This window comes from Pseudomonas sp. VI4.1 (genome assembly GCF_002029345.1).
Taxonomy (GTDB): Bacteria; Pseudomonadota; Gammaproteobacteria; order Pseudomonadales; family Pseudomonadaceae; genus Aquipseudomonas.
Window position 1 is genome coordinate 1 of the sequence record NZ_MULM01000123.1, and the last position, 23,473, is coordinate 23,473.

Annotated in this window: 16 protein-coding genes and 3 pseudogenes; 8 read left to right on the forward strand and 11 right to left on the reverse strand. The window is 61.5% G+C overall.

Going from position 1 to position 23,473, the window contains the following annotated elements:
• Positions 1–114: 114 nt before the first annotated feature.
• From betA to speB, 4 genes are all read right to left on the reverse strand, one after another.
• Positions 115–1,803, reverse strand: coding sequence for a choline dehydrogenase (gene betA, locus BZ163_RS08240; protein WP_128870528.1), 1,689 nt, complete (start codon positions 1,801–1,803; stop codon positions 115–117).
• Positions 1,804–1,805: 2 nt separating this feature from the next.
• Complete coding sequence (locus tag BZ163_RS08245; protein WP_128870529.1) at positions 1,806–3,374, reverse strand: cytosine permease; 1,569 nt, start codon at positions 3,372–3,374, stop codon at positions 1,806–1,808.
• A 174-nt stretch (positions 3,375–3,548) separates the two neighbouring features.
• Positions 3,549–5,057 carry an aldehyde dehydrogenase gene (locus BZ163_RS08250; protein ID WP_128870530.1) on the reverse strand — a complete coding sequence of 503 codons (1,509 nt, stop codon included), beginning with the start codon at positions 5,055–5,057 and terminating at the stop codon, positions 3,549–3,551.
• Between the two features lie 27 nt (positions 5,058–5,084).
• Positions 5,085–6,089 carry an agmatinase gene (gene speB, locus BZ163_RS08255; RefSeq protein ID WP_064678307.1) on the reverse strand — a complete coding sequence of 335 codons (1,005 nt, stop codon included), beginning with the start codon at positions 6,087–6,089 and terminating at the stop codon, positions 5,085–5,087.
• 152 nt (positions 6,090–6,241) lie between these two features.
• Between speB and BZ163_RS08260 the strand changes: the two genes are divergently transcribed.
• The 4 genes and pseudogenes from BZ163_RS08260 (at position 6,242) to BZ163_RS08275 (ending at position 10,991) form a co-directional block, all read left to right on the forward strand.
• Positions 6,242–7,156, forward strand: a complete 915-nt coding sequence (locus BZ163_RS08260; protein ID WP_128870531.1) for a LysR family transcriptional regulator — start codon at positions 6,242–6,244, stop codon at positions 7,154–7,156.
• Positions 7,157–7,237: 81 nt separating this feature from the next.
• Positions 7,238–8,746: pseudogene (locus BZ163_RS08265) on the forward strand (sigma-54-dependent transcriptional regulator).
• A 464-nt stretch (positions 8,747–9,210) separates the two neighbouring features.
• A pseudogene (glyA, locus tag BZ163_RS08270) lies at positions 9,211–10,466 on the forward strand (serine hydroxymethyltransferase).
• 252 nt (positions 10,467–10,718) lie between these two features.
• Entirely contained in the window at positions 10,719–10,991 is a 273-nt protein-coding gene (locus BZ163_RS08275) for a DUF2790 domain-containing protein (RefSeq protein WP_128870532.1), read from the forward strand.
• Positions 10,992–11,038: 47 nt separating this feature from the next.
• On the opposite strand, the gene BZ163_RS08280 is transcribed toward BZ163_RS08275, so the two are convergent.
• From BZ163_RS08280 to BZ163_RS08300, 5 genes are all read right to left on the reverse strand, one after another.
• On the reverse strand, positions 11,039–11,992 hold the full coding sequence (locus tag BZ163_RS08280; protein WP_128870533.1) for a LysR family transcriptional regulator: 954 nt from the start codon (positions 11,990–11,992) through the stop codon (positions 11,039–11,041).
• Positions 11,993–12,061: 69 nt separating this feature from the next.
• Positions 12,062–13,012, reverse strand: coding sequence for an aldo/keto reductase (locus tag BZ163_RS08285; protein ID WP_128870534.1), 951 nt, complete (start codon positions 13,010–13,012; stop codon positions 12,062–12,064).
• Positions 13,013–13,043: 31 nt separating this feature from the next.
• Positions 13,044–14,513, reverse strand: a complete 1,470-nt coding sequence (locus tag BZ163_RS08290; RefSeq protein ID WP_128870535.1) for an efflux transporter outer membrane subunit — start codon at positions 14,511–14,513, stop codon at positions 13,044–13,046.
• A 19-nt stretch (positions 14,514–14,532) separates the two neighbouring features.
• Positions 14,533–16,020, reverse strand: a complete 1,488-nt coding sequence (locus BZ163_RS08295; protein ID WP_128870536.1) for an MDR family MFS transporter — start codon at positions 16,018–16,020, stop codon at positions 14,533–14,535.
• Complete coding sequence (locus tag BZ163_RS08300) at positions 16,017–17,156, reverse strand: HlyD family secretion protein (RefSeq protein WP_128870537.1); 1,140 nt, start codon at positions 17,154–17,156, stop codon at positions 16,017–16,019. The genes BZ163_RS08295 and BZ163_RS08300 overlap by 4 nt, the downstream gene beginning before the upstream one ends.
• A 223-nt stretch (positions 17,157–17,379) precedes the next feature.
• Here BZ163_RS08300 and BZ163_RS08305 point away from each other — a divergent pair, with 223 nt between their 5' ends.
• The 4 genes and pseudogenes from BZ163_RS08305 to BZ163_RS08320 all read left to right on the forward strand — a co-directional run bounded on the left by BZ163_RS08305 (position 17,380) and on the right by BZ163_RS08320 (position 19,513).
• The gene (locus tag BZ163_RS08305) at positions 17,380–18,006 is read left to right on the forward strand and encodes a TetR/AcrR family transcriptional regulator (RefSeq protein WP_128870538.1); all 627 of its coding nucleotides are present in this window, start codon (positions 17,380–17,382) and stop codon (positions 18,004–18,006) included.
• A gap of 8 nt (positions 18,007–18,014) precedes the next feature.
• Positions 18,015–18,533, forward strand: a complete 519-nt coding sequence (mug, locus tag BZ163_RS08310) for a G/U mismatch-specific DNA glycosylase (RefSeq protein ID WP_128870539.1) — start codon at positions 18,015–18,017, stop codon at positions 18,531–18,533.
• Between the two features lie 83 nt (positions 18,534–18,616).
• Positions 18,617–19,016, forward strand: a pseudogene (locus BZ163_RS08315) (hypothetical protein).
• Positions 19,017–19,231: 215 nt separating this feature from the next.
• Positions 19,232–19,513, forward strand: coding sequence for a DUF3303 domain-containing protein (locus BZ163_RS08320; protein ID WP_128870540.1), 282 nt, complete (start codon positions 19,232–19,234; stop codon positions 19,511–19,513).
• Between the two features lie 268 nt (positions 19,514–19,781).
• On the opposite strand, the gene ligD is transcribed toward BZ163_RS08320, so the two are convergent.
• Positions 19,782–22,472, reverse strand: a complete 2,691-nt coding sequence (gene ligD, locus BZ163_RS08325) for a DNA ligase D (protein ID WP_128870541.1) — start codon at positions 22,470–22,472, stop codon at positions 19,782–19,784.
• The gene (locus BZ163_RS08330; protein ID WP_128870542.1) at positions 22,469–23,464 is read right to left on the reverse strand and encodes a class I SAM-dependent methyltransferase; all 996 of its coding nucleotides are present in this window, start codon (positions 23,462–23,464) and stop codon (positions 22,469–22,471) included. The genes ligD and BZ163_RS08330 overlap by 4 nt, the downstream gene beginning before the upstream one ends.
• Between the last annotated feature and the right edge of the window lie 9 nt (positions 23,465–23,473).

Below are 23,473 nucleotides of genomic sequence, written 5' to 3' on the forward strand. Positions count from 1 at the left end.
CGAAAGCGGTGGGTCAGCCGACGTATTTGTCGCCTGAACGGACGCTTTCGCTGGCAAGCCAGCTCCTACAGGGGACCTCCTTCAGCCATGGCAATCGCATCCCGAAGGCCTGAATCAAACCCTCACATTGCGTCCCGGCAATGTCGATCGCTGACTGTTTTCCCAATCCTCCACCAAGCCCACCGGTGCATCGGACGCCGGCAGCATGCTGTGCCCGCGAACCAGATCCGAGGCACGTTCGGCGAGCATGATGGTCGGTGCATTGAGGTTGCCGTTCGGTTCGGTCGGGAACACTGACGAGTCAATCACCCGCAGACCCGCGATGCCCCGCACCCGCAGCTCGGAATCCACCACCGCCATGTCATCCTCGCCCATCCGGCACGAGCCGCAAGGGTGGTAGGTGCTCTCCAGGTTCTCGCGGACGAAGGCGTCGATCTCTTCATCGGTGTTCACCTGCGGCCCGGGTGCGATCTCGCCGTCGCGGAAGCGGTCCATCGCAGGCTGGCCGATGATCTCCCGGGTCAGGCGAATGCAGCGGCGGAAACCTTCACGATCTTCTTCCCGTTGCAGGTAGTTGAACTGAATCTCGGGATGCTCGTAAGGATCCGCCGACCGCACCCGTACATAACCGCGGCTCTTGGGTTTGTTCGGCCCGGTAAGCACCATGAAACCGTGGCCCTTGATCGGTTTGTTGCCGTCGTATCGCATGGCCGCCGGCAGGAAGTGGAACTGAATGTCCGGCCAGCGCAGGCCCTTGTCGGAGCGGATGAAACCACCGGCCTCGAAATGGTTGGTGGCGCCGAGCCCGTCCTTGAACAACAGCCAGCGCAGACCGATCATCAGCTTGCTCAGCGGGTCCATCTTGCTGTTGAGCGTCACCGGCTCCTTGCAGCCGAACTGGATGTAGACCTCGGCGTGATCCTGCAGATTCTCCCCTACCCCCGGCAGGTCATGGCGCACGCCGATCCCGGCTTTGCGCAGGACCTCGGCGGGGCCGATGCCGGAGCGTTGCAGCAGGTGCGGTGAGCCGATGGGGCCGGACGATACCAGCACTTCCCGGTTGCAATAGACCTGGTGGCTCTGGCCATCGTGGTCATAGATGACCCCCACCGCGCGTTTACCTTCGAGCATGATCTGGCGAGTCATCGCGTGGGTGATCACGGTCAGGTTCGGACGGCCCATGGCCGGGCGCAGATAGGCGTTGGCGGTAGAGCAGCGTACGCCATTCTTCACCGTCATGTGCATGGCGCCGAACCCTTCTTGCATGAAACCGTTGCAGTCGTCGGTCTTGATATAGCCCGCTTCGGCACCGGCTTCGACCCAGGCGCCATACAGCGGGTTTTTCATGTGATTGCCGTTGGTGGTGTGCAACGGCCCGGTGTTGCCGCGATAGCCGTCACCGCCCTCCTCGTAATGCTCGGCCCGCTTGAAATACGGCAGGCAATTGCGGTAGCCCCAGCCCTGTGCGCCGAGGGATTCCCATTCGTCGAAGTCACACGCATGGCCGCGGATGTACACCAGGCCATTGATCGACGACGAGCCGCCCAGCACCTTGCCGCGCGGGCAGTGAATACGCCGGCCGTTGAGGTAGGGTTCCGGCTCGGTTTCGTAGCGCCAGTTGTACTTCTTGGTGTTCATCGGGATCGAAAACGCGCTTGGCATCTGGATCACCACGCTGCGGTCGCTGCCACCGAACTCCAGGACCAGCACGGAAGTGGCCGGGTCTTCGCTCAGGCGGTTGGCCAACACACAACCGGCCGAGCCTGCACCGATGATGATGTAGTCGTATCTTTGCGTAGCCATGGTTATCTCCCGGCCGTCGATTCGTTGAATACCGGCAACGAAGGCTTGGTCAGCCGGTCGCCGGTGGTGTATTGCGGGGATGTTTGTTCGATGTGCCGGATGACGGCTTCTTCACGCTTGAGGTCGATCGAGCGACTCAGCCAGTAGTACGCCAGCCCCGAGACGATCAGCCCGACCAGCCAGGCGATGTCGATGCTGCCGAGCGCCTTCGCCAGCGGGCCGACATAGACCTCGCGCTGCTCGACGCCGTCGTAGATGTAGAAGAACGGGATCATCGAGATAAAACCGATGGCATAGGCGGCGATGCCCCGCAGGCCCCAGCTGCCGTAAATGTTGCCGTGGGGCATGAAGAAGTGCGGGATGGCGTAGCGGCCTTTACGCACAAAGAAATAGTCGGTGAGGTTGACCGAGGTCCAGGGCACCAGGAAGTACAGCATCACCACCAGGTAAATCCCCAGCACCGACAGGCCTTTGCCCGAACTCTGAATGCTCAGGGCCACGCCCAGTTGCAGCATGATCACGAAAGCGATGGCCAGGATCCGCGCCTTGCGGGTCGGCTCGATGTGCTTGATGGAATCGACGCAGGTCAGGGTGGTCAGCTTGGCGCTGTAGATGTTCATCGCGATCACCGGCAGGAACGCCAGGATCGTGACCACCACCACGGCGGTGCCCATGAACGGCGACACGGTGTTACCCACTTGGCCAAGGGCGACCAGCACGTCGGTGGAATGCAGGTGATCGGCCAGCCAGCCACCCACGGAAATCATCCAGGCACCGGACAACGAGGCTCCGAGAAACACCACCGCGATCAATTTGCCGCTGGAAGTGTTTTTCGGCAGGTAGCGTGAATAGTCGGACACATAGGGCGCATAGGCGATGTTGTAACTCGCCGCCGCAGCGAACTGGGCGATGAAACCGGTCCAGTTGAAACCCAAGGGCGCCGGGGCCACTTCACCGGCGGCCAGTACCGGCATCGGTGCGTCGGGCACCCACCCCATCAGCACCGCCAGGGTCACCAGGCCGTACAACGGCAGCGACAGGAACAACGCCCACTTGAAGCTGCGATGCATCCAGTCGTGACCGAGGATCGCCAGGACGGCCGCCGGCAGCGTCACGGCCACCGCCACCACAATGGGGTTGAAGCCGAACAGCGTGTGCAGGCCCTGCATCATCAACACCAGGTTGACGATGTTGAATCCGGCGAACACGAACAGCGTCGCCAGCAGCACCAGAATCACCCCGCGATAGCCGAACTGCGCACGGGACTGGATCATCTGCGGCAGCCCCAGGTGCGGGCCCTGCGATCCGTGAAAGGCCATGAACAGTGTGCCGAACATGATGCCCAGCGTCCCGGCGAGCGTGGTCCAGAGCGCGGTCAGACCGACGCTCGGGCCCACGAAGCCGATGGTCATGGTGAAGAAGGTGAAGTTGCCGAGAAACCAGAACGGGCCCTGGCTCGACAGTTTGTCGGTGCGCTCGGCCTCCGGGATGAAATCGATCGAATGCCCTTCGACGATGGGTTTGTCGTCGAGGATGGACAGGCTGGGGGTGGCTTTGGCGTCAATGTTCATGATGGGCTCTTATTTTTGGAAGATCATGACGGATAACTGCATTGTTTCAGGTGAACGACGCCCCTGTAGGAGCGAGCTTGCTCACGAAAGCGGCGTATCAGTCAACATTGATGTTGAATCAGATGGCCCCTTCGCGAGCAAGCTCGCTCCTACAGGGATTGAGTCAGCCATGACTCAAGGTAACGTGATCCAGACCGCCTTCGTTTCGAGCAGATAATCCAGCTGCTCCGCGCCCAGGTCCTTGCCGAATCCGGACTGTTTGTAGCCACCGAACGGCATCGACGGATCGAGGGTGCCGTGGGCGTTGACGTAAACCGATCCCGCTTTCAACCGCGGGATCAGGCTGTGCACCTTGCCAAGGTCATTGGAATACAGTGCGGCCGCCAGGCCGTAAGGCGAGTCGTTGGCCAGGGCCAGCGCCTCTTCCTCATCGTCGAACGGTGCAGTCACCAGCACCGGGCCAAAGATCTCTTCCTGGACGATGCGCATGTCGTTGCGGCAATGGGCAAAAATGGTCGGTTCGACGAAGAAACCGGGGCCCTCCACAGGCTGCCCGCCGTAGACCAGTACGGCGCCTTCCTGCTTGCCGGTTTCGATGTAGTCGGTCACTCGTTGCTGCTGCAATGCCGAGACCAGCGGACTGATGAAGCAATCCGGATCCAGGCCTGGCGCCATCTTCAAGGTCCGGGTGTAGGCGATCAGTTCGCGCAGGAATTCGTCGTAGACGCTGCGATGAATATAAGCCCGCGTACCGGCATCGCACACCTGGCCCGAGTTGAAGAACACGCCGTTGGCGATGGCCTGGGCGGCAGCTTTCACGTCGGCGTCGGCCAGGACGATTACCGGTGATTTTCCTCCGAGTTCCAGGGTTAGTCGCTTCATTTCGTCCAGCGCCGCACGGCCGACGGTGCGACCAACCGGGGTCGAACCGGTGAAGGTCAGCTTGTCGATGCCCGGGTGGGTAGCCATGGCCGCACCGACCACACTGCCACGCCCGGTGACGATATTGATCACGCCGTCCGGAATCCCGGCTTCCTGCACCAGTTCAGCGAATCGCAAGGCCGACAGCGAGGTCAGTTCGGCGGGTTTGACCACCACGGTGCAGCCGGTTGCCAACGCGGCGCCCAGCTTCCAGGCCATGGTCTGCAACGGGAAATTCCACGGCACGATGGCGCCGACCACCCCCACCGCTTCCTTGCGGGTATAGGCCAGGTAGTTGCCCGGCAGCGATGGCTCGACGGTGCGGCCATGCAGCTTGGTGGCCCAGCCGGCGAAATAGCGCAGGGTATCGACCGTGCCCTGGATGTCGACATCCCGGGCGAAGGCCGCTGACTTGCCCATGTCGATCGATTCGATTTCGGCCAGTTCGGCGGCGTTGCTTTCAATCAGGTCGCCCAGGCGCTGCATCAGGCGTTCGCGTTCGGCCGGTTTGGCCTGACGCCAGGCGCCACCGTCGAATTGCGCGCGGGCCGCTTGCACGGCGCGATCCAGGTCCTGGGTGGTGCCCATGGGAATCCGGGTGATCAGGCCTGCGGTGGAGGGTTCGATGACGTCGGACGTCTGCCCGTCGCTGGCGTCGACAAAGGCGCCGCCGATGAACATCTTCTGCGCCTTGCCGAGGAAGGTCTGGGTGGCTTCGGAGACGCCGAATTTCTGCAGGTAATTTTTGACGATGGTGTCCATTTTCAGTCTCTCTGTGCGGCGGTCAGGTCACGCCGAAGCCGTGGTGGTTGCGCTCATGACGTGCCGTGCCTGAGCCCGCTCGTGGAAGATGAAACCGATGCTGTTGAGCAGCAACTGCGCCGCCAGGATCGAGGTCATGCCGGTCGGGTCATAGACGGGCGCCACCTCGACCAGGTCCATGCCGACGATGTTGCCCTGGCTGCGTTTGGCCAGGGCCTGGATGATTTCCAGCACCTCGTAATAGAGGAAACCGCCATGGCTCGGGGTGCCCGTGCCGGGTGCGATGGAAGGGTCGAAACCGTCGATGTCGATGGTGATGTAGTAGTTGATGTTCTGCGGGATCAACGCCAGCACACCGTCGACGCCCAGGCGCCGCACATCGCGCACCGATAGGATCTTCGAGCCCGCCGCATGGGCCGCTTCGTAGTCATCGCGATTGGAGGAAGACACGTTGCGGATGCCCATCTGGGTCATGCCGACGATGTGGTTCATTTCCGAAGCACGGCGCAGCGGGTTGCCATGGCCGTAGCGCACGCCGTGGCGTTCGTCGACAAAGTCCAGGTGAGCATCGAAATGGATGATGTGAATCGGCCCGCGCCCCTCGAAGGCCTTGATCACCGGAGCGTGCACCGAGTGATCGCCGCCGAGCACCACTGGCATGACGCCGGCGTCGAGGATCTTGCGTACCGCGTATTCGGTGTTCTGGTTGCTGGTGACCATGTCGGTATGCACGATATCGGCGTCACCGACATCGACCATGCGCACATCGGCGGCGGTCAGGTACATCACGTCATCTTCGTGGTCGTAGGCACCGGCATGCCCGAAGGAGAACAGCGTCGATGCCTCGCGAATGCCCCGTGGCCCGAAACGGGCGCCGGAGCGCCACTGGGTGCCCATGTCGTTGGGGACGCCAAGGACCGCCACGTCGGCATCGAGAGCATCCCAATCGGTGCACACCGGGGATTTGCCAAAGGTGCAATGCCCCACGAATGGCAGGTTCAGGCGACCGGATTCATAACCGTTGTTCGACATGTCGGGCATCTCCAATTCTTGTTTTTGGCTGTGCGGTCGTGGAAGGCGACCGCCGTTGGAGTGACTATGGGCGCAGGTTTTCGTGGAAAAAATGCTAAACATCAGATACTCATATCGGCATTGCCGATGCATCCACACGCCGGAGGTCCAAGGTGATCCAGCTGCACGATGTCGATCTGAAACTGCTCAGGGTGTTTGCCACGATTGTCCGGTGCGGCGGTTTTTCTGCCGCGCAGGCGGCGTTGAATGCCGGCCAGTCGACCATCAGCGAACAGATGACGCACCTGGAAACCCGGCTCGGGGTCAAACTCTGCCAACGCGGGCGCAGCGGCTTTCGCCTGACCGAGCAAGGCGTGGCGATCCATGAGGCCACCCAGCGCCTGCTCTCGGCGGTGGAGAATTTCTGCATGGACGCCGACGTGCTCAAGCAACACATCAGCGGCAAGCTCAACCTGGGCATCATCGACACCACCATTACCGATCCGGCCTCCCCGCTGCCGCGCACTACCCAGCGCTTCGTGTCCCGAGGGCATGACGTGCACCTCAACGTGTACGTCGGCACCCCGGCCGAACTGGAAGAGCGCGTCCTCGACGGCCGCCTGCACCTGGCCATCGGGCACTTCCCGATCCACGTTCCCGGGCTGTTGCATTCACCGCTGTATCAGGAAGCCCTGGGGCTGTATTGCGGGCGGCGGCATCCGCTGTACGGCAGCAAGGCCGAGGGTGGCGAACTGCTCGAAGAGATTGCCGCGAGCCGGATTGTGGTCAGGGGCTACATGCAGCAATACGACCTGGAGCACCTGGGCGTGAGCAAGGCCGCGGCCACCGTGGACAACATCGAAGCGCTGGCCATCCTGCTGATTTCCGGTGCCTACCTGGGTTTCTTGCCGGTGCACTTCGCCACCCAGTGGGTCAAGACCGGCGAAATGCATCAGCTGGCGCCCACCAGCCTGGAGTTGATGTCGCCGTTCGATGTGATCACCCGACGCGGCACTGCCCCGCCGCCGATCCTGCAGGCTTTTCTCGAGGACCTGGACGCCTGTTCACGCAAGACCGCCAGTCACTGACAGACACCGCTCGCCACAATCGAACAGTGCCCGGCATACTGATCGGCGCAGTCATCCCGTCAGCCACCTTGCAGGCCCGTCATGCGTATCCACGTCACCTTCATCGACCGCGTCGGCATCACCCAGGAAGTACTGGCCCTGCTCGGCGGGCGCAGTTTCAATCTGGATGCCGTCGAGATGGTGCCGCCCAACGTGTACATCGATGCCCCGACACTCGGTGCCGATGTGCTGGAGGAACTGCGCGAGGCCTTGCTCGGCGTGCGGGGAGTGCAAGCGGTGACCCTGGTCGATATCCTCCCGGGACAGCGTCGCCGCCTGCAACTGGATGCCTTGCTGGCGGCCAGCATCGACCCGGTGCTGGCGGTGGATGACCGCGGCCATGTGCTGCTGGCCAATCCGGCGCTGATCGCCTTGTGCGGCCGAGAACCGGCGGGTGAGCCCCTGACGGCGCTGTTCGATGATCCCGACTTGCAACGCACATTGATCGAACACGGCTACCGCCTGCCCATGCACGAGGTCAGCCTCGCTGGCCAGACCTTGCTGCTGGACGCGATGCCGATCACCGATGCCGGCGCCCTGCTGACCCTGTATCAACCGAACCGCATCGGCGAACGCCTTTCGGCGCTGCACCATGACCATGCCGAAGGGTTCGATGCGTTGCTGGGCGAATCCCCGGCGATTCGCACCCTCAAGGCCCGCGCCCAGCGGGTGGCCACCCTCGATGCACCGCTGCTGATCCAGGGCGAAACCGGCACCGGCAAAGAACTGGTGGCCCGTGCTTGCCACGCCATCAGTACCCGGCGTGATGCGCCCTTCCTGGCCCTGAACTGCGCGGCACTGCCGGAAAGCCTCGCCGAAAGCGAGCTGTTCGGCTACGCCGCCGGCGCCTTCACCGGCGCGCAACGGGGGCGGCAAACTCGGCCTGCTGGAACTGGCCGACCAAGGCACGGTATTCCTCGACGAAGTCGGCGAAATGTCGCCCTACCTGCAAGCCAAGCTGCTGCGCTTCCTGAGCGATGGCTGCTTCCGTCGGGTGGGTGGCGATCGCGAGGTCAAGGTCAACGTGCGGATCCTCAGCGCAACGCACCGCGACCTGGAAAAAATGGTCAGCGAAGGCAGCTTTCGCGAAGACCTGTTCTACCGCCTGAATGTGCTCAACCTGCAAGTGCCACCGCTGCGCGACCGCGGCCACGACATCCTGCTGATGGCCAATCACTTCATGCAACAGGCCTGCGCACAGATCCAGCGCCCGGTCTGCCGCCTGGCGCCAGGCACGTATCCGGCGCTGCTCGGCAACCGCTGGCCGGGCAACGTCCGGCAACTGCAGAACGTGATCTTCCGCGCCGCCGCCATTTGCGAAAACCCGCTGGTGGACATCGACGACCTCGATATCGCCCGCACCACCATGGAGCGGCAGAACGCCGGCGAGGTCGCAGTCTGGAGGCCGCCGTCGGTGATTTTGAAAAAAACCTGCTGGAACAGCTGTACCGCAGCTATCCGTCGAGCCGTTTGTTGGCTGCGCGGTTGCAAACTTCGCACAGTGCGATTGCAATTCGGTTGCGTAAGTATGGGATTCCCAGCAAGCCGTAGCGTCGACAATTCAAAAGCACTCTGCACATCTGTGGTTAGCGCACCGCCGCTCCCATACGATTTGTGACATGAATAATTTGTCTGCAAATCGATACAGCGTATCTAAATCGATACAACTGCCTCCGTACCCCTTATTTTTTGAGCCTGGTTCCCTTCCCGCCGGACCAGCTGTATTGAATTCAATACGGAAAGCTCAGTCGTTTCTCACCTAATTATTACATCCTATTGATTTATATACAGTAATCGTGATTGGCACCGACCTTGCTAATCAACTTCACGTGCGCCTATCAGCACGCCTCCCACCCCTTCGCGGGATGGCAAGAACACCGCATTACCCCTGTAGGAGCTGGCTTGCCAGCGAAGGCGGCCTCAAACCTTGCAGCGCCCTTGGAGACGCCTTCGCTGGCAAGCCAGCTCCTACAGGTGACCGTCAGCTCATTCAGAGATAAACAGAGGACTCCACCATGTTCAGCAAGCACGACCAGATCAAAGGCTACGACGATGAACTGCTGGCGGCGATCAATGCCGAGGACGCACGGCAAGAGCATCACATCGAATTGATCGCCTCGGAAAACTACACCAGCCAACGGGTGATGGAGGCGCAAGGCAGTGGCCTGACCAACAAGTATGCCGAAGGCTATCCGGGCAAGCGTTATTACGGTGGCTGCGAGCATGTCGACGTGGTCGAGCAGTTGGCTATCGACCGCGCCAAACAGCTGTTCGGCGCCGACTACGCCAACGTCCAGCCGCACTCCGGCAGCCAGGCCAACGCCGCGGTGTATCTGGCGTTGCTGCAGGCCGGTGATACCGTGCTGGGCATGAGCCTGGCCCATGGCGGTCACCTGACCCACGGCGCCAAGGTCAGTTTTTCCGGCAAGCTCTACAACGCGGTGCAGTACGGCATCGACACCGATACCGGGCTGATCGATTACGACGAAGTCGAGCGCCTGGCGGTCGAGCATCAGCCGAAAATGCTCATCGCCGGGTTCTCTGCCTACTCCAAGACCCTGGATTTCCCGCGCTTCCGGCAGATCGCCGATAAAGTCGGCGCCTACCTGTTCGTCGACATGGCCCACGTCGCCGGGCTGGTCGCGACCGGCCTGTACCCGAACCCGCTGCCGTACGCCGACGTGGTCACCACCACCACCCACAAGACCCTGCGCGGCCCTCGTGGTGGTTTGATTCTGGCCAGGTCCAATCCGGAACTGGAGAAAAAACTCAACGCCGCGGTATTCCCCGGTGGCCAGGGCGGACCGCTGATGCACGTGATCGCCGCCAAGGCCGTGTGCTTCAAGGAAGCGCTGGAGCCTGCTTTCAAGACCTATCAGGCGCAAGTGATCCGCAACGCCCAGGCCATGGCCAAGGTGTTTATCGACCGTGGCTACGATGTGGTGTCCGGCGGCACCGATAACCACCTGTTCCTGGTCAGCCTGATCCGTCAGGGCCTGACCGGCAAAGACGCCGACGCCGCCCTCGGTCGCGCCGGCATCACCGTGAACAAGAACGCGGTGCCGAACGATCCGCAGTCGCCGTTCGTGACTTCCGGCCTGCGCATCGGCACCCCGGCATCACCAGCCGTGGGTTCAAGGAAGCCCAGAGCATCGAGCTGGCGGGCTGGATCTGCGACATTCTCGATCACCTGGGTGACGCCGATGTCGAGGCCCAGGTCGCCAGCCTGGCTGCCGCGATGTGCAGTGACTTCCCGGTGTACCGCGACTGATCCACAACGGGAGGGCCAGGCCCTCCCGCTCGTTCAGGCATCAACGCGTCGAAGTCGCCATTCATGGGGAATCCGGCAACAGTGTTTGTCCCCCGGGCCGCTATTTGAGCAAAGGGGGAGCACTTAGCATCGTGTCTACCAAGTCAGCCAATGCCACATGCCTCTACTGGCTCGCAAGGTAAAAACTCCACAGTTCGAGATGAATGCAATCAACTCGAGCGCCGAGTAATCCTTAACGACACGGTGACTCTGATGAAAATTTCCAGAATGGCGCTTCTTCTCGTTCTTGCTACTGCCGGCGTACAGGCCCATGCGGACGAGAACGAGATAACCGGCAACGCCAGCCAGACTCCGGTGGAAAATTACACTTACTCAACAAAACTCGACATCGACAAAGTCATCACGGTGACCGATATTGCCGATCAGTGCGGGCCGGTCCCGGCGCAGATGACCTATGAAGACTCCCACGGTCAGCGTCATGTGCTGCAATATCAAGTGATGGGCACTGGCTGTTCCAACGGTTGAGTACGGTGCGCAAGGTGGAGGGTCGACACTCCATGTCTGCAAGGTCATCAAACCGCGGATTGATTATTTTTTTTTGGCGAGCCTGCGATTTTTTCATCGGCTGCCAACAGGCCTGGAATGGCGTTTTTAAGAAACTCCACCCACGTCTTTATTTTGGCATCGACGAATTTGCGTGACGGATAGATGGCAAACAGATTCAACTCTTCGAGATGATAGTCCGGCAGCACCCGCACCAAAGTGCCCGCCTTGAGGCCATCGACCGCAGACGCAATAGGCTGGATGCCGATACCCATCCCGTGTTTTATCGCCACCGTCATGCCATCGGCGGTATTGATATGAAAAGGCGACAAGGGCACGTTGACTGTTTCTACCCCTTGCGGCCCCTTGAATGCCCAATTCTCGACGGGCATCACCGTATTAACGATCCTCAAGCAATCATGGACGCCAAGAGCACCTGGAGAATCGGGGATGCCGCGCTTCTGCAAGTACCCGGGCGACGCGCAGAGAATGCTGCAGGTGATGCCGAGTCGCTGAGCGACAAAACCCGAGTCGGGTAAATCCCGCGCCAGAACAATCGACATGTCATACCCCTCCTCCAGTAAATCCGGTAGCCGATTGGTCAGTGTCAGGTCAAACATGACCGAGGGGTAAATCTCTCGGTATTGGGCAATGGCATCGATCACGTAATGATTGCCGATGGCTGACATCGCATGAATTTTCAGGCGGCCGACGGGCAGGGTCTGGGCAGTGCCCGCTTCCTCATCGGCTTCCCGTACCTCGTCAAGAATGTTCTCGCAGCGTTGCAGATAACGCATGCCGGCTTCGGTCAATGCCAGGCGTCGGGTCGTCCGGTTGATCAGGCGGGTCTGCAACCTGGCTTCCAGACTGGAAACGGCTTTGGAGACGTTGGTGGTGTTGGTGTCCAGTAGTTCGGCCGCCGCCGTGAAACTGCCGCTCTGGGCGACCGCCACAAAAAACCGCATGGTTTGGAAAACGTCCATCGCCTACCTCAGTCCAAGCTTTCTGATGAAAAAAAGCGGTCTGGCATCAGACCGCCCCTGCATCCTGTATCACTTTTTCCGCGCAATGAAGCCAGGCACGCCGGTTTCCACTACCGAGTTGAAGCGTACCCGGGTTGTAATATCGGTCTTGATTTCATGCATGGCCCGATGAGGCAGCGTCGCAATATCAAAGTTTTCCTGAATATGGCTCAGTGTTGCAGAAGTGGTCAGGAAAGCGACTCCACGCTGCACCGACCAGGCCAGTGCAACTTGCGCCGGGGTCTTGCGCAAGCGCCGGGCGATCCCGGTTATCACGTCGTCTTCCAGCACGTTCGGCGCCATGCCATGCCCGAGTGGCGCAAACGCGAGGACGATGATTCCTTGCTGTTGGCAAAATTCCAGCAGCTCCCACTCAGGCAGATAAGGGTGGGCTTCAACCTGCACCACGGCCGGTTTGATCCGGGCCGTCGCCACGATTTCCTTTAAAGCCTCCAGGGTGATATCGGACAGGCCGATGGACTTGCAGCGGCCTTGATCCACCAGACACTCGAGCGCCCGCCAGGTTTCGATCAACGTCACGTCACGGTCGTAGATGACGTTCCCCCGCTCGTCTCTCGGGTCCTGGTTCTCGCCAGGTTGAAAGGCGAAGGGCGTATGGATCAGATAGCAGTCGATATAGTCCACCTGGAGCCGTCGGCAACTGGCTGCAAAAGCAGGCTCGACTCGCTCGGGACGATGGTTGGTGTTCCACAGTTTGGTGGTAATGAACACCTCCTCCCGGCGGACCTTCCCCGCCTCGATCATTTCCTTCATGGCAACGCCGACCTGGTCCTCATTGCGATAGCGTTCTGCACAATCGAAATGGCGAAAGCCTGTTTGCAGTGCGTCCTTGACCGCTTGGGTGGTGACCGCCAGATCGCGGAACAAGGTGCCGAACCCGACAGCCGGCATCTCACCCGAGCCGTGCACAAGAGGAAAACGGGTATCGCGCAGTGCATCGTGAAAAGCTTCATATGACATGTCTGTACTCCAGTCTCAGGGGCCACAGCGGCTATTGATAAGAACGGTTGGGTGTTTCGCGAGCGGCAACCCGTTGCTCGAATACACCGATGGAATTGCCGCCGAGTGCTACGTACAGCCGCACCGTGTCGAGGTATTGCGCGGTCTTCACTCTGATGTGGCCCAGCAACGCTTGCTCATAGGCACGCTCTGCCTCCAGCACCTGGAGAATGCTGTTCTCCCCTTGCGCATAGGCTTGCTGGTTCAAGCGCAAACTGCTTTCTGCCGCGCGTAACGCATCTTCCTGCGCCAGGTGTTGTTCGGCGTCATGGTTGATCGCCTGCAGCGTGTCCGCGACCTGACCGAAGGATTGAATGACAGTCTGCTGGTAGCCGGCGAGCGTTGCCTTGTAGCCCTCGATCGCCGCTTGCCGTTCGGCGTTGCGCGTGCCGCCATCGAAGATCGGGCCCGCCAGCCCCGCCGCGAACCCCCAGAGTGCGGCACCGCCATTGCCGGAAGCCGACTGCGCCAGAAACGCGGACAGCTCGACATGCGGATAGAGGTTCGCTGTCGCAATGCCCACGGCGGCGCAGGCCATGTGCAGCTCGGCTTCTGCCTGGCGTATATCCGGCCGATCGTGAGCCATTGCCGAAGGCAGGCTGACGGGCACGTTCGACGGCAAGACAAACTCGGCAAGATCGAAGTCCGGCGCGATCCAGTCGGCAGGACCGTTACCCGTCAAGATCGCCAGTGCGTGGCGCGCCGAGTCCCGCTGCTGCGCGAGAGGCGGCAGCAGCGTGCGGTCCTGGGCGAGCCGGGTCTCGGCCAGCGAAACATCGATCTGGGTAGTGCTGCCATTAAGGTGCGCCATGCGTACCAGCTCGAGATTCTTCGCGTCATTGGCCAGCAGTTTTTGCACGGCTTGCATTTGCGCGTTGGCCGAAGCAATCAACAAGGCCTGGCTCGCGACATCGCCCGTCAGGGTCAGGTACGCCGCTTCGTATCGATGCTTTTGTCGCTCGGAAAACGCTTGCTGCTGTTCGACCCGCCGCTTGTTCTCGCCGAATACATCAAGGTCGAAGCCGACCCGTGGTCCGATTGCATAGAAATTGGAGACGGCTGGCTCGGCCGCGTTGTGCACCCGTTGCCGGCCCGCCTGGGCGGCAAAATCGACCTGCGGATACAGCGTGCCCTCTGCGGCAGCGACGGAGGACGCCGCCTGGCGAATGGTGGCGTCCGCCGCCACCAGCTCAAGATTGCCGTCGATGGCGCGACGCACCACCTTGTCGAGCTTTGGCGACTGCAAGGCCGACCACCAATCCCCTCGGACCTTCTGGCCAAGGGCAATCTGCTGTTCACCACCCTGGCCGAGGCGCTGCTCGGCTTGTTGGTCGTAGTGCTGCGACTGGCTCGGCGGCGGCCTCTGAAAGTCCGGGCCGACGGTACAGGCACACAGCAGCATGAGAGCCGACAGAGCCCCGACCATCGTCTGGAACCGCTGTCTGTTGATTGCGCTTTTCATTGGGCAGACTCCACGAAAACTAGTTGGCCGGGACGGGTTTGCGAAGAAACACAACCAGCGGACACACCACCACCATTGCCAACATCAGGATCTTGAACTGGCCGACAACGGCGATGAAAGCGGCCTGGTGGGTAATCATGTGATTGAGCCCTTCCAGTGTTTGCAGGGTCACCGACTGCGCAGCAACGCGATAAGGCGTCAGATTGCTGGCCAGCGCCATGTGCATCGCCTGGGTGTTGTTGAAGAAGAAAATCTGCACGATCGCCACGCCGATGGTGCTTCCATAGACGCGAACCAGATTGAACAACCCGGTACCTTCCGGCCGCAACTTGGGGTCGAGCGTGCTGAACGCCACCTTGCTGATCGCCGGCATCAATACACCGAGGCCGACGCCCTGGAGTGCCCCGGCAACCGCCACCGGCCAGCCGTCCATCAAGGGCGAATAACCCAGCATCAGCCAGTTGGCATATATCACCAGGGCGATGCCCGCCACCACGAACGGCCGGTAGTCGAGGCGATCGGACAGCCGCCCCATCAGCAAAAACGCGCCTACCAGCCCAACGCCTCGCGGTATCGTCAGAAAGCCGGTGGTGTCGGGCGCAAATCCGAGCAGCTCATCGAGCATCGGCGCCGTCAGTGCCATGGTCGACAACAGCACGAAACCCAGGGCAAAAAAGATAATCGTCGACAGCACGAAGTTGCGGTCCCTGAACAAACCTTTGTTGAGGAAATGCACCTTCGCGGTCAGCACGTGGACCACGAACAGGTAAAGCCCCAGCGCACAGCCCATCGCTTCCAGCCAGATCTCGGTCGAGGCAAACCAGTCCAGGCGCTCACCGCGGTCGAGCAGCATCTGCAGGCTGATCAACCCCAGGGTGAAGGTGCCGAAGCCAAAGAAGTCGAAAGACTGACTTTTCTCGGCCTTCTTCTCCCCGAGCAACAGCGCCATCACCAGAAAGATGAACACCGATAACGGCACGCTGCTGTAGAACATCGGGCGCCATCCGAAATGTTCGCTGATCCAGCCGCCGATGCTCGGGCCGCTGGCGATGCCGAACAGCACGATGGCCGTCCACACCGTGCCGAATTTCGCGCGTCGCGCCGGGGCTAATGTCTCCAGGGCAATCGCCATCGACAGCGGTGCCAGCACGCCACTTGCAGCGCCTTGAACGATGCGCGCACCGACGAACTCCAGGGGCGTCGTTGCCTGGGTGGCGAGCAGCAAGCCAAGGACGAAGACGGCCAGTGCGGTTTGATAAACCCGCTTCAAGCCATAACGACCCGCGAGCCATTGGGCAATCGGCAACGTGATCGCACTGGCCGCGAGGTACGCGGTGAATATCCAGCCGGCCTGGTCGTCGGTCATCGACAAGCTGCCCTGAATGAACCTCAGGGCCGAGTTCGGCAACGGCAGGTTCGCTGACTGCATATAGGTCGCGAGCAGCGCAGCCAACCTCAGCGAGCGCGCACCCTCCCCTTGCGGTTTTTCGACAGGGTTGGCGTTCATCGAAAGTTACCTGCGCTCAACAGACTTTTGAGTGGATGCCACCAGGGCGTGCGATACCCGGTATCGACCTCGACCGTGGCGCTGGTCCCCGAAAACAGTGGCAAAGCCGGGTCCAGCTCATCCAGTTCGAGCCGGACCGGCACCCGCTGGATCACCTTGACCCAGTTGCCGGTCGCATTTTCCGGCGGCAACAGGGCGAAGTCCGACCCGGCGCCAGGGCTCATGCTGGTGACGTGGGCCCTGAAAACGTGATCCGGGTAGGTATCGATACGAATGGTCGCTTCCTGGCCGGGACGCATATGGGTCACCTGGGTTTCGCGGAAGTTGGCCTCCACCCAGGCCTGGCGATCAGACAGCAGAGCAAAGGCTGGCGCACCGCTGGTGACATAGTTGCCCACCTGCAAATCGTCGACCTTGGCCACAATGCCATCGTCAGGCGCGTACACCGTCGCGTACGACAGATACAGCTGCGCCTCGTCAACCCGGGCCTGGGCTTCACGCACTTCCGGGTGGTTATCGACGGCAATGTCGGGATGCCCGTTCAAGGCCACGACCGTACTGGCGATCTGTTGTTCGATAGACGCTATGCGTTGTCGTGCGACTTGCAGATCAGTGTCCGCACGCTCATAGATCGCTCGGGAAACGAACTCGCTGGCAACCAGTGCCTTCTTCCGGGCGAACTCCTTTTGATCGAAGCCGGCCGATGCCTTGGCCGATTGCAACTCAGCCTGCTGCTGCCGATAGCGGGCCTTGAGCCCGTCGATGCGCAGCCGCGCGACGCTCAATTGCGCTTGCGCACGGTTGACGGCGATCTGGAACGGCTCCGGATTGATCCGGAACAACACCTGACCCTTGCGAACCGGCTGATTGTCTTCGACGGCGATGTCGACGACCTGTCCGGAAATGCGCGCATTGATCGAAGCCTTCGCCACCCGGGCGTAGGCGTTGTCGGTGGAAACAAAGGGCTCGCCCGCCAGATAGCAGGCATAGCCCACCGCAGCGAAGAGCGCGGGCACCCCCACCATCAGCAGTGGCCGCAGTCTCTCTTTCAACGGTTTGTTGAGCGGCGTGTCTGCCAGGTTCGGCCCTGGATGCTCGAAGGCCTGCGTCGCCGAGATGTCGAACTGTTTGGTCATGATCGAATCCACCTTTAACCGGGAAATGGGGCTGACACCCAAAAAACAGCCTTAGCGTGCGCGGTCGGGAGGATCACTTCCGCCGCACCTGTTTCGTCGCCGCAACACCCGGTTAGAGCTCCGCTACAACAAACCTGCCATCGAGGAACTTCTGGTTCCTTAATTTTGTGCGATGGTGTAAGAATATCCACTCACTCACCCTGACTCAAGGATTTTGTACAACATGGCACAAAATAAAATCAGCGCGGGCAAAGGCCGGGGCCGCCCCCGTGCCTACGACCCGCAGACAGCGCTGCAGCAGGCGCTGGGGGTCTTCTGGAACACCGGCTACTCCGGCGCTTCCCTGGACAGCATCGCCACCGCGGCCGGCATGAACCGCCCCAGCCTGTATGCGGCATTCGGTGACAAGCACGCGCTCTATATCAAGGCGCTTGAGCAGTATTGGGCGTTCGCCGCCGCGGCCATGCAGGAGGCGCTGACCGACAGCAATCTGACGCTGGAGCAGGCGTTGCTGGGTTTCTACGAGGGGCAGCTGTCGATCTATTTTTCGGGGGACGGCCAACCCCGTGGCTGCTTTGCGATTGGCACGGCGACCACTGAAGCGGTCGAGGATCCGCAAATACGCGAGGTGCTGTCGCAGCGCCTCAGCAGGCTGGATGCCGATCTTGAAACGCGTCTGCGGGTGGCCGTCGATTGCGGCGAACTCAAGGCCGATGTCGACTTGGCGGCGCTGGCCGTACTCGCGTCATCCCTGCTGCACAGCATTTCGATACGTGCGCGGGCGGGTAAATCCCGTGCCGAGTTGACGGCGCTTGCGCGCGCTGCGGTCCGCGTGATTTGCGCAGTGTGAGGTTCAAGGTGGGCGAAAGACTCGAAGACATTCTTGCCAAGGATCTTGCGGTGATTTTTTGCGGGATCAACCCGGGCGTGATGGCTGCCACACAAGGGCATCATTTTGCCGGCAGGGGCAATCGCTTCTGGCGCACGCTGCACCTTGCCGGTTTCACCCCGGAAGAAATGTGCCCGGCAAACGACCGGACGATCTTGCAGTATCAGTGCGGATTGACGGCGGTAGTCGAACGGCCCACGGCGCGGGCGGATCAGCTGTCTACGGCAGAATTGATTGCTGGCGCTGCGGATTTTGAACAGAAGATCATCCGCCATGCGCCCCGCTTCGTGGCCTTTCTCGGCAAGGCGGCGTATTGCGCGTTGTCCGGCCAACGAGACGTTGCGTGGGGGCCGCAGCCGAAGACCTTCGCCAACGCCGAGGTGTGGGTCCTGCCCAATCCCAGCGGGCGAAATCGCGCGTTTACCCTCGATCAATTGGTGGGCGCATATCGCCAACTCCGACTGGCAGCGGATGACAGGCGGCTCTAGATCAATGGGTGGCGATGGCATCATCGAGGTGTCAATGCAACCCTATGGGCAAACCCGACCCGAGCGCTCTATGATTGATCCCCATGACGACCACGCCTCCAATTCGCCAACCCTGCCCGCCCGGCGCCTGCGACTGCGGGCGTGACCCGCTGCTGGACACCCCCGGCGCGGACGTGCGCATCCTGTTCCTGACCCGCGCGGAGGAAAGCGCTGGTCGAGCGCCTGGAAAACCTGCAGAGCCTGAGCGACCTCGAGCGGTTGCAGCAGCGGATGTACGATCAATTGGGCATCCGGGTGGAGATCGCCCCCGGTTTCAACGAAGTGCGGACCATGCGCGGCATCGCCATTTCCATCGGCGAACTGCCGGGGTTGTGTCGCAAGACCCGGCAGTCGATTCCGGCGGCCATTCGACGCGGGCTGGAAAAACGGCCCGAGGTTGCCTTCGAGTTGCTCAATGCCAACGACCTGTTGCGTGACGCCTGATCGCTGCAGCCCTGATTTCATGCCATTCAGTCCAAAATGCAACGAAACAGGATCAGCGGTCATACGCGCAGGCGGGCCCGCTGCTATGCCTTCTCATGGGAGAAATCGTTTCAGGCCGGCCAGGAAGAAGCTGGCAGTTCAGGCGTGACCGTGGTCCCGGCGCCAGCCAGGTGCGCGAACTTCAACAGGTGCCAATCCGTAACGGGAGGTGGCGTATGTTATTCATGGTCAGTTGGTCGATCTGTCCGGAAAATCGTAACGCCGTGATCAAGCGTTTTCTCGAAACTCAAGGTGCTCCGCCCGAAGGCGTGAAAATGCTGGGCCGTTGGCATGCCGTCGGTGGTTCCAACGGTTTTGGCATCGCAGAAACCGACGATGTCGTACAGATTCAGAAGTGGGTGCTGCAATGGAATGACCTCATGAATATGGAAGTCCATGCGGCGTTGACCGACGAGCAGGCGGCGCCGTTGTTGGCGGCGGTTGTCGGCAAGCAATGATCGACAGGGCGGCGGGTGCTGCTCGCCGCCGTCCTCGCATGCACCGCCTGGAGCCATGCAGCGCATATGAAGACGCCTTCGCCGGCAAGCCGGCTCCTACAGGGTCTGGCGTTGACCATAACCAATCGGTACGCCGGGGATCGTGTAGGAGCTGGCTTGCCAGCGAAGGCGGCCTGGAGCCATGCAGCGCATATGAAGACGCCTTCGCCGGCAAGCCGGCTCCTACAGGGGGGGCCGGGTGTCGGGGTTCGACCTGTCGCACGGCTTGTTACTTTTTCATTCCCACCCGCCGCCGCATGTCGGCGGTGATGGTCTGCCGGGTTTTGTTCAGGCCCGCCCAGGGTTCATCGCCCACCTCTGCCAGCCGCTCATGCACGTTGTGCACATTCCACTGATTGCCACCCTTGAGTTCACCCACCTCCTCGCGAAAGATCGGCACCGACACCGGCAATCCTTCGCGAGTCCGCACGGCGTAGGCGCAGATGGTGGTGGCGCCCAGTCCGTTGCGCAGGTAATCGATGAAGATCCGCCCGATCCGATTTTTCGGGCCGGAGACCGCGGAGAAGCGCTCCGGCAGCAAGTTGGCCATGTGGCTGACGATGGCATGACTGAAGTCCTTGACCTCATCCCAGCCAAGCTTGCGGGTCAGCGGCACCACCAGGTGAATGCCCTTGCCGCCGCTGGTCTTGAGGAATGCCTTGAGCCCCAGTTCATCGAGCACCGAAAGGGTCAGTTGAGTCGCCTCGACCATGCTTTTCCAGGGCAGCGCCGGGTCCGGGTCGAGGTCGAGGACGAAGCGGTCGGGTTTGTCGAGGTTGTCCGACGTGGCGTTCCAGGTGTGCAGTTCCACCGTGCTCATCTGCACCGCGCCGATCAGGGCTTCGGCGTTGTTGATGATCATCACCGGTTGGCCGGTGAGGGCCTTGTCCAGGGTGGTGATCCCCGGAATCGCCAGGCGCTCGGCGTTCTTCTGGAAAAACAGCTCGCCGGCGATGCCGTCCGGGGCGCGCACCAGTGCCACGGGCCGATCCTTGAGCTCGGGCAATATCCATTCGGCCACGCTGGCGTAATACTCGGCCAGTTGCACTTTGGTGGTGCCGCTGCTGGCGTCGATCACCCGGTCCGGGTGGGTGATGCGCACCTTGCCCTTGCCCAGGCCGATTTGTGAAGGTGCAGGTTCTGCGGTTTTCTTTTTGGTGGCGGGCTTTTCAGCAGTGCTCTCTTTTTCAGCGGCAGTTTTGTCAGCAACAGTTTTTTTAGGCGCAGTTTTCGTCGCCGCGGTGTCTGCAGCAGCAGTTTTTTTAGCAGCGGTTTTCGCCGCAGCGGTTTTCGAGGTTGAGGTCTTCACGGCTTTCGGACGCTCCTCGGTAATGTCTTTGGCAGGTTTGTCGTCGCGCAGGCCATGGAACACCGCATGGCGCACCGAGCCTTCCTTGGTCATTTCGGCAAAGGCCACCTCCGCCAACAGCGTCGGTTTAAGCCAATGCACACCCTTGGCGTCAAAGCCGGTGGGTGGATTGACCACGGACGGTTTTTTCACCTGCAAGGGTTTGAGTTGCTCGTGGATATGCTTGAGCGTGGTCTCGTTGAACCCGGTGCCGACCTTGCCTGCGTAGCGCAATTCGCCACTGTCACGGTCATGCTGCCCCAGCAGCAAGGCACCGAAGCCATTGCGCGAACCTTTTGGATCGGTGAAGCCGACCACCACGAATTCCTGGCGATGCTTGCACTTGAGCTTGACCCAGTCGCTGCTGCGCCGGGACACGTAGGGCGACCCCAGCCGCTTGCCGATCAGCCCTTCCATGCGCATTTGGCAGGCGCTGTTGAGCAAGGCTTCCGGCTCTTCGCCGAACGCGTCGGAGAACCGCAGCAGCGGGTGTTCATTGGCTTTGAGTACCGTCGCCAGCGCGGCCCTGCGCTCCTCGACAGGCACTTCCCGCAGGTCCACGCCGTTGAGGTAAGGCATGTCGAACAGATAGTAAAGAATGGCGCCGCTGCCGCCCGAATCGAACGCATTCTGCAAGGCCTGGAAGTCCGGCACGCCCTGGTCGTTGGCCACGACCATTTCGCCGTCGAGCCACGCTGATTCAAGGCCCAGCGCAGCCAGCGCCTCGGCTTGTCCCGGCAGCTTGTGGGTCCAGTCGTGACCATTGCGCGTAAACAGTTGGACTTGGCCGTGGTCGATGCGCGCCATGATCCGATAGCCGTCGAACTTGATCTCGTAGCTCCAGTCACCGCCCGGGACTTTCTCGACCAGGGTGGCCAGTTCCGGCTTGAGCTGTTCCGGCAGTCTGGCTTTGCGGGCGCCGGTCAACGGCGTCGCCTTTTCCTTGCGCGCCGCTGCGGCCGGTTTCTTCACGGGCTTGGGTTTGTCGGCAGTCTTCGACTTTTTGGCGAGGATGGTGCGCTCGCTGAGCACGCTGTCGGGTTCGGCGGCGACCACGTCGTACTCGCTTTCGGGTTTGGCCGCGCCGTCCTGGTGCTTGATCAGAAACCATTGCTCCTGCTTGCCCGGCATGTGCGTGCGCACCAGATTCCACAGGCCGCCGAGCTTCTCGCCCTGCAGCTCGAACTTGAGCTTGCCCTTGGCGTAGGCCGTGGCCGGATCCTCCTGGGGGATCCAGACGCCACGGTCCCACACGATCACGTCACCGGCGCCGTAATGTCCTTCGGGGATGCTGCCCTCGAACGTGGCGTAGTCCAGCGGATGGTCTTCAACGTGGACGGCCAGGCGCTTGACCTTGGGGTCCAGTGATGGCCCCTTGGGCACCGCCCAGCTTTTCAGGGCGCCGTCGAGTTCCAGGCGGAAGTCGTAATGCAGGCGCGAGGCGTCATGCTTCTGGATGCAGAATTGCAGGGCATGCGCCTGTGCCTTTTTTTTGCTGGAGCGCTTGGCGGCCGGTTCCGAGGTCGCCGAAAAGTCGCGCATGCGGTTGTAATCGTCCAGATTCCTGTTCATGGCGCACCTGCAGGCGAGGTGACGATGCCCCCGATGCCGGGGCCGATGCGGGTGACGATCAAGGCGACCACGGCAATCCGCTCCACGCGCTGATAGCCGGGGGTCAACAACTCTTCACCGAACACGTCGGGATCGAGTTCGCGGTAGGTCCAGCCAAACTGCGGCGACTCCAGGCGCGGAGTCAGTGCAGACAGAAACGGGTCAAAACCATCGATCATCGCCACGCCGGTGTACAGCACCAGCGAGCCGCCGGGGGCCAGACGATACAGGGCCTGCTCGACGATGCGCAGCGACAACTGTTCGCCAAGCGCCCCGCCGCCATGGCGGTAGGCACGCTCGGCGGGGTCGGCCATGTAAGGCGGATTGGCGACGATCAGGTCGAAGTTGCCGTCGACATCCTGCAGCACATCACTGGCTTCGATGCTGACGTTGGCCACTTCGGCGAGCACCGCGTTGACCGCCGTCAGACGCAGCGCCATCGGGTTGATATCGACGGCCAGCACCTCGGCTTCACGCCGCGCGCGAGCAATTACTATCGCTCCGACCCCCGCGCCGCAACCGATGTCTACCGCGCGCCTGATCGGGGCGAAGTTCTGTTGCAGATGGGCATGTATCAACTGGGCGAAACGGTAGGAGTCGGGGCCGAAGAACACCGCGTCGGCGGTATCGGTGGGGAACCCGGAATGCACGAACAGCAAGTCGTCCAGGCTGGACCAGCGCACCCGGCTTCTCAGCCGCCCGTTGCTCTGCTCGAGGACGCCCGCCTGTTCCAACTGACGTTGTTCGTCCACCGACAACAGGCCGGGCTCGAACGACCGCGACCAGCCAAAAATGTCGCGCAGGGTCCGGGCGCTTTGACCGAAGGCGCGATCATTGACTCGCTGGTGGGTCAGCGGAGTCGGCGTGATGAAACGATAGCCGTCGGCCTGCAAGCGGCGCCCCAGCTGCAGTAATGCCAGATCGGCAGCACCCAGACGTTCTTCCTGATTCATCACAGGCTC

Excerpts from the sequence above, each read along its gene's own strand:
- betA (WP_128870528.1), bottom strand. The coding sequence starts at position 1,803 with ATGGCTACGCAAAGATACGACTACATCATCATCGGTGCAGGCTCGGCC.
- BZ163_RS08300 (WP_128870537.1), bottom strand. The coding sequence starts at position 17,156 with ATGACCAAACAGTTCGACATCTCGGCGACGCAGGCCTTCGAGCATCCA.
- BZ163_RS08320 (WP_128870540.1), top strand. The coding sequence starts at position 19,232 with ATGTTATTCATGGTCAGTTGGTCGATCTGTCCGGAAAATCGTAACGCC.
- BZ163_RS08295 (WP_128870536.1), bottom strand. The coding sequence starts at position 16,020 with ATGAACGCCAACCCTGTCGAAAAACCGCAAGGGGAGGGTGCGCGCTCG.
- BZ163_RS08305 (WP_128870538.1), top strand. The coding sequence starts at position 17,380 with ATGGCACAAAATAAAATCAGCGCGGGCAAAGGCCGGGGCCGCCCCCGT.
- BZ163_RS08330 (WP_128870542.1), bottom strand. The coding sequence starts at position 23,464 with ATGAATCAGGAAGAACGTCTGGGTGCTGCCGATCTGGCATTACTGCAG.
- BZ163_RS08280 (WP_128870533.1), bottom strand. The coding sequence starts at position 11,992 with ATGGACGTTTTCCAAACCATGCGGTTTTTTGTGGCGGTCGCCCAGAGC.
- BZ163_RS08275 (WP_128870532.1), top strand. The coding sequence starts at position 10,719 with ATGAAAATTTCCAGAATGGCGCTTCTTCTCGTTCTTGCTACTGCCGGC.
- ligD (WP_128870541.1), bottom strand. The coding sequence starts at position 22,472 with ATGAACAGGAATCTGGACGATTACAACCGCATGCGCGACTTTTCGGCG.
- BZ163_RS08250 (WP_128870530.1), bottom strand. The coding sequence starts at position 5,057 with ATGGACACCATCGTCAAAAATTACCTGCAGAAATTCGGCGTCTCCGAA.
- BZ163_RS08245 (WP_128870529.1), bottom strand. The coding sequence starts at position 3,374 with ATGAACATTGACGCCAAAGCCACCCCCAGCCTGTCCATCCTCGACGAC.
- BZ163_RS08285 (WP_128870534.1), bottom strand. The coding sequence starts at position 13,012 with ATGTCATATGAAGCTTTTCACGATGCACTGCGCGATACCCGTTTTCCT.
- BZ163_RS08290 (WP_128870535.1), bottom strand. The coding sequence starts at position 14,513 with ATGAAAAGCGCAATCAACAGACAGCGGTTCCAGACGATGGTCGGGGCT.
- speB (WP_064678307.1), bottom strand. The coding sequence starts at position 6,089 with ATGTCGAACAACGGTTATGAATCCGGTCGCCTGAACCTGCCATTCGTG.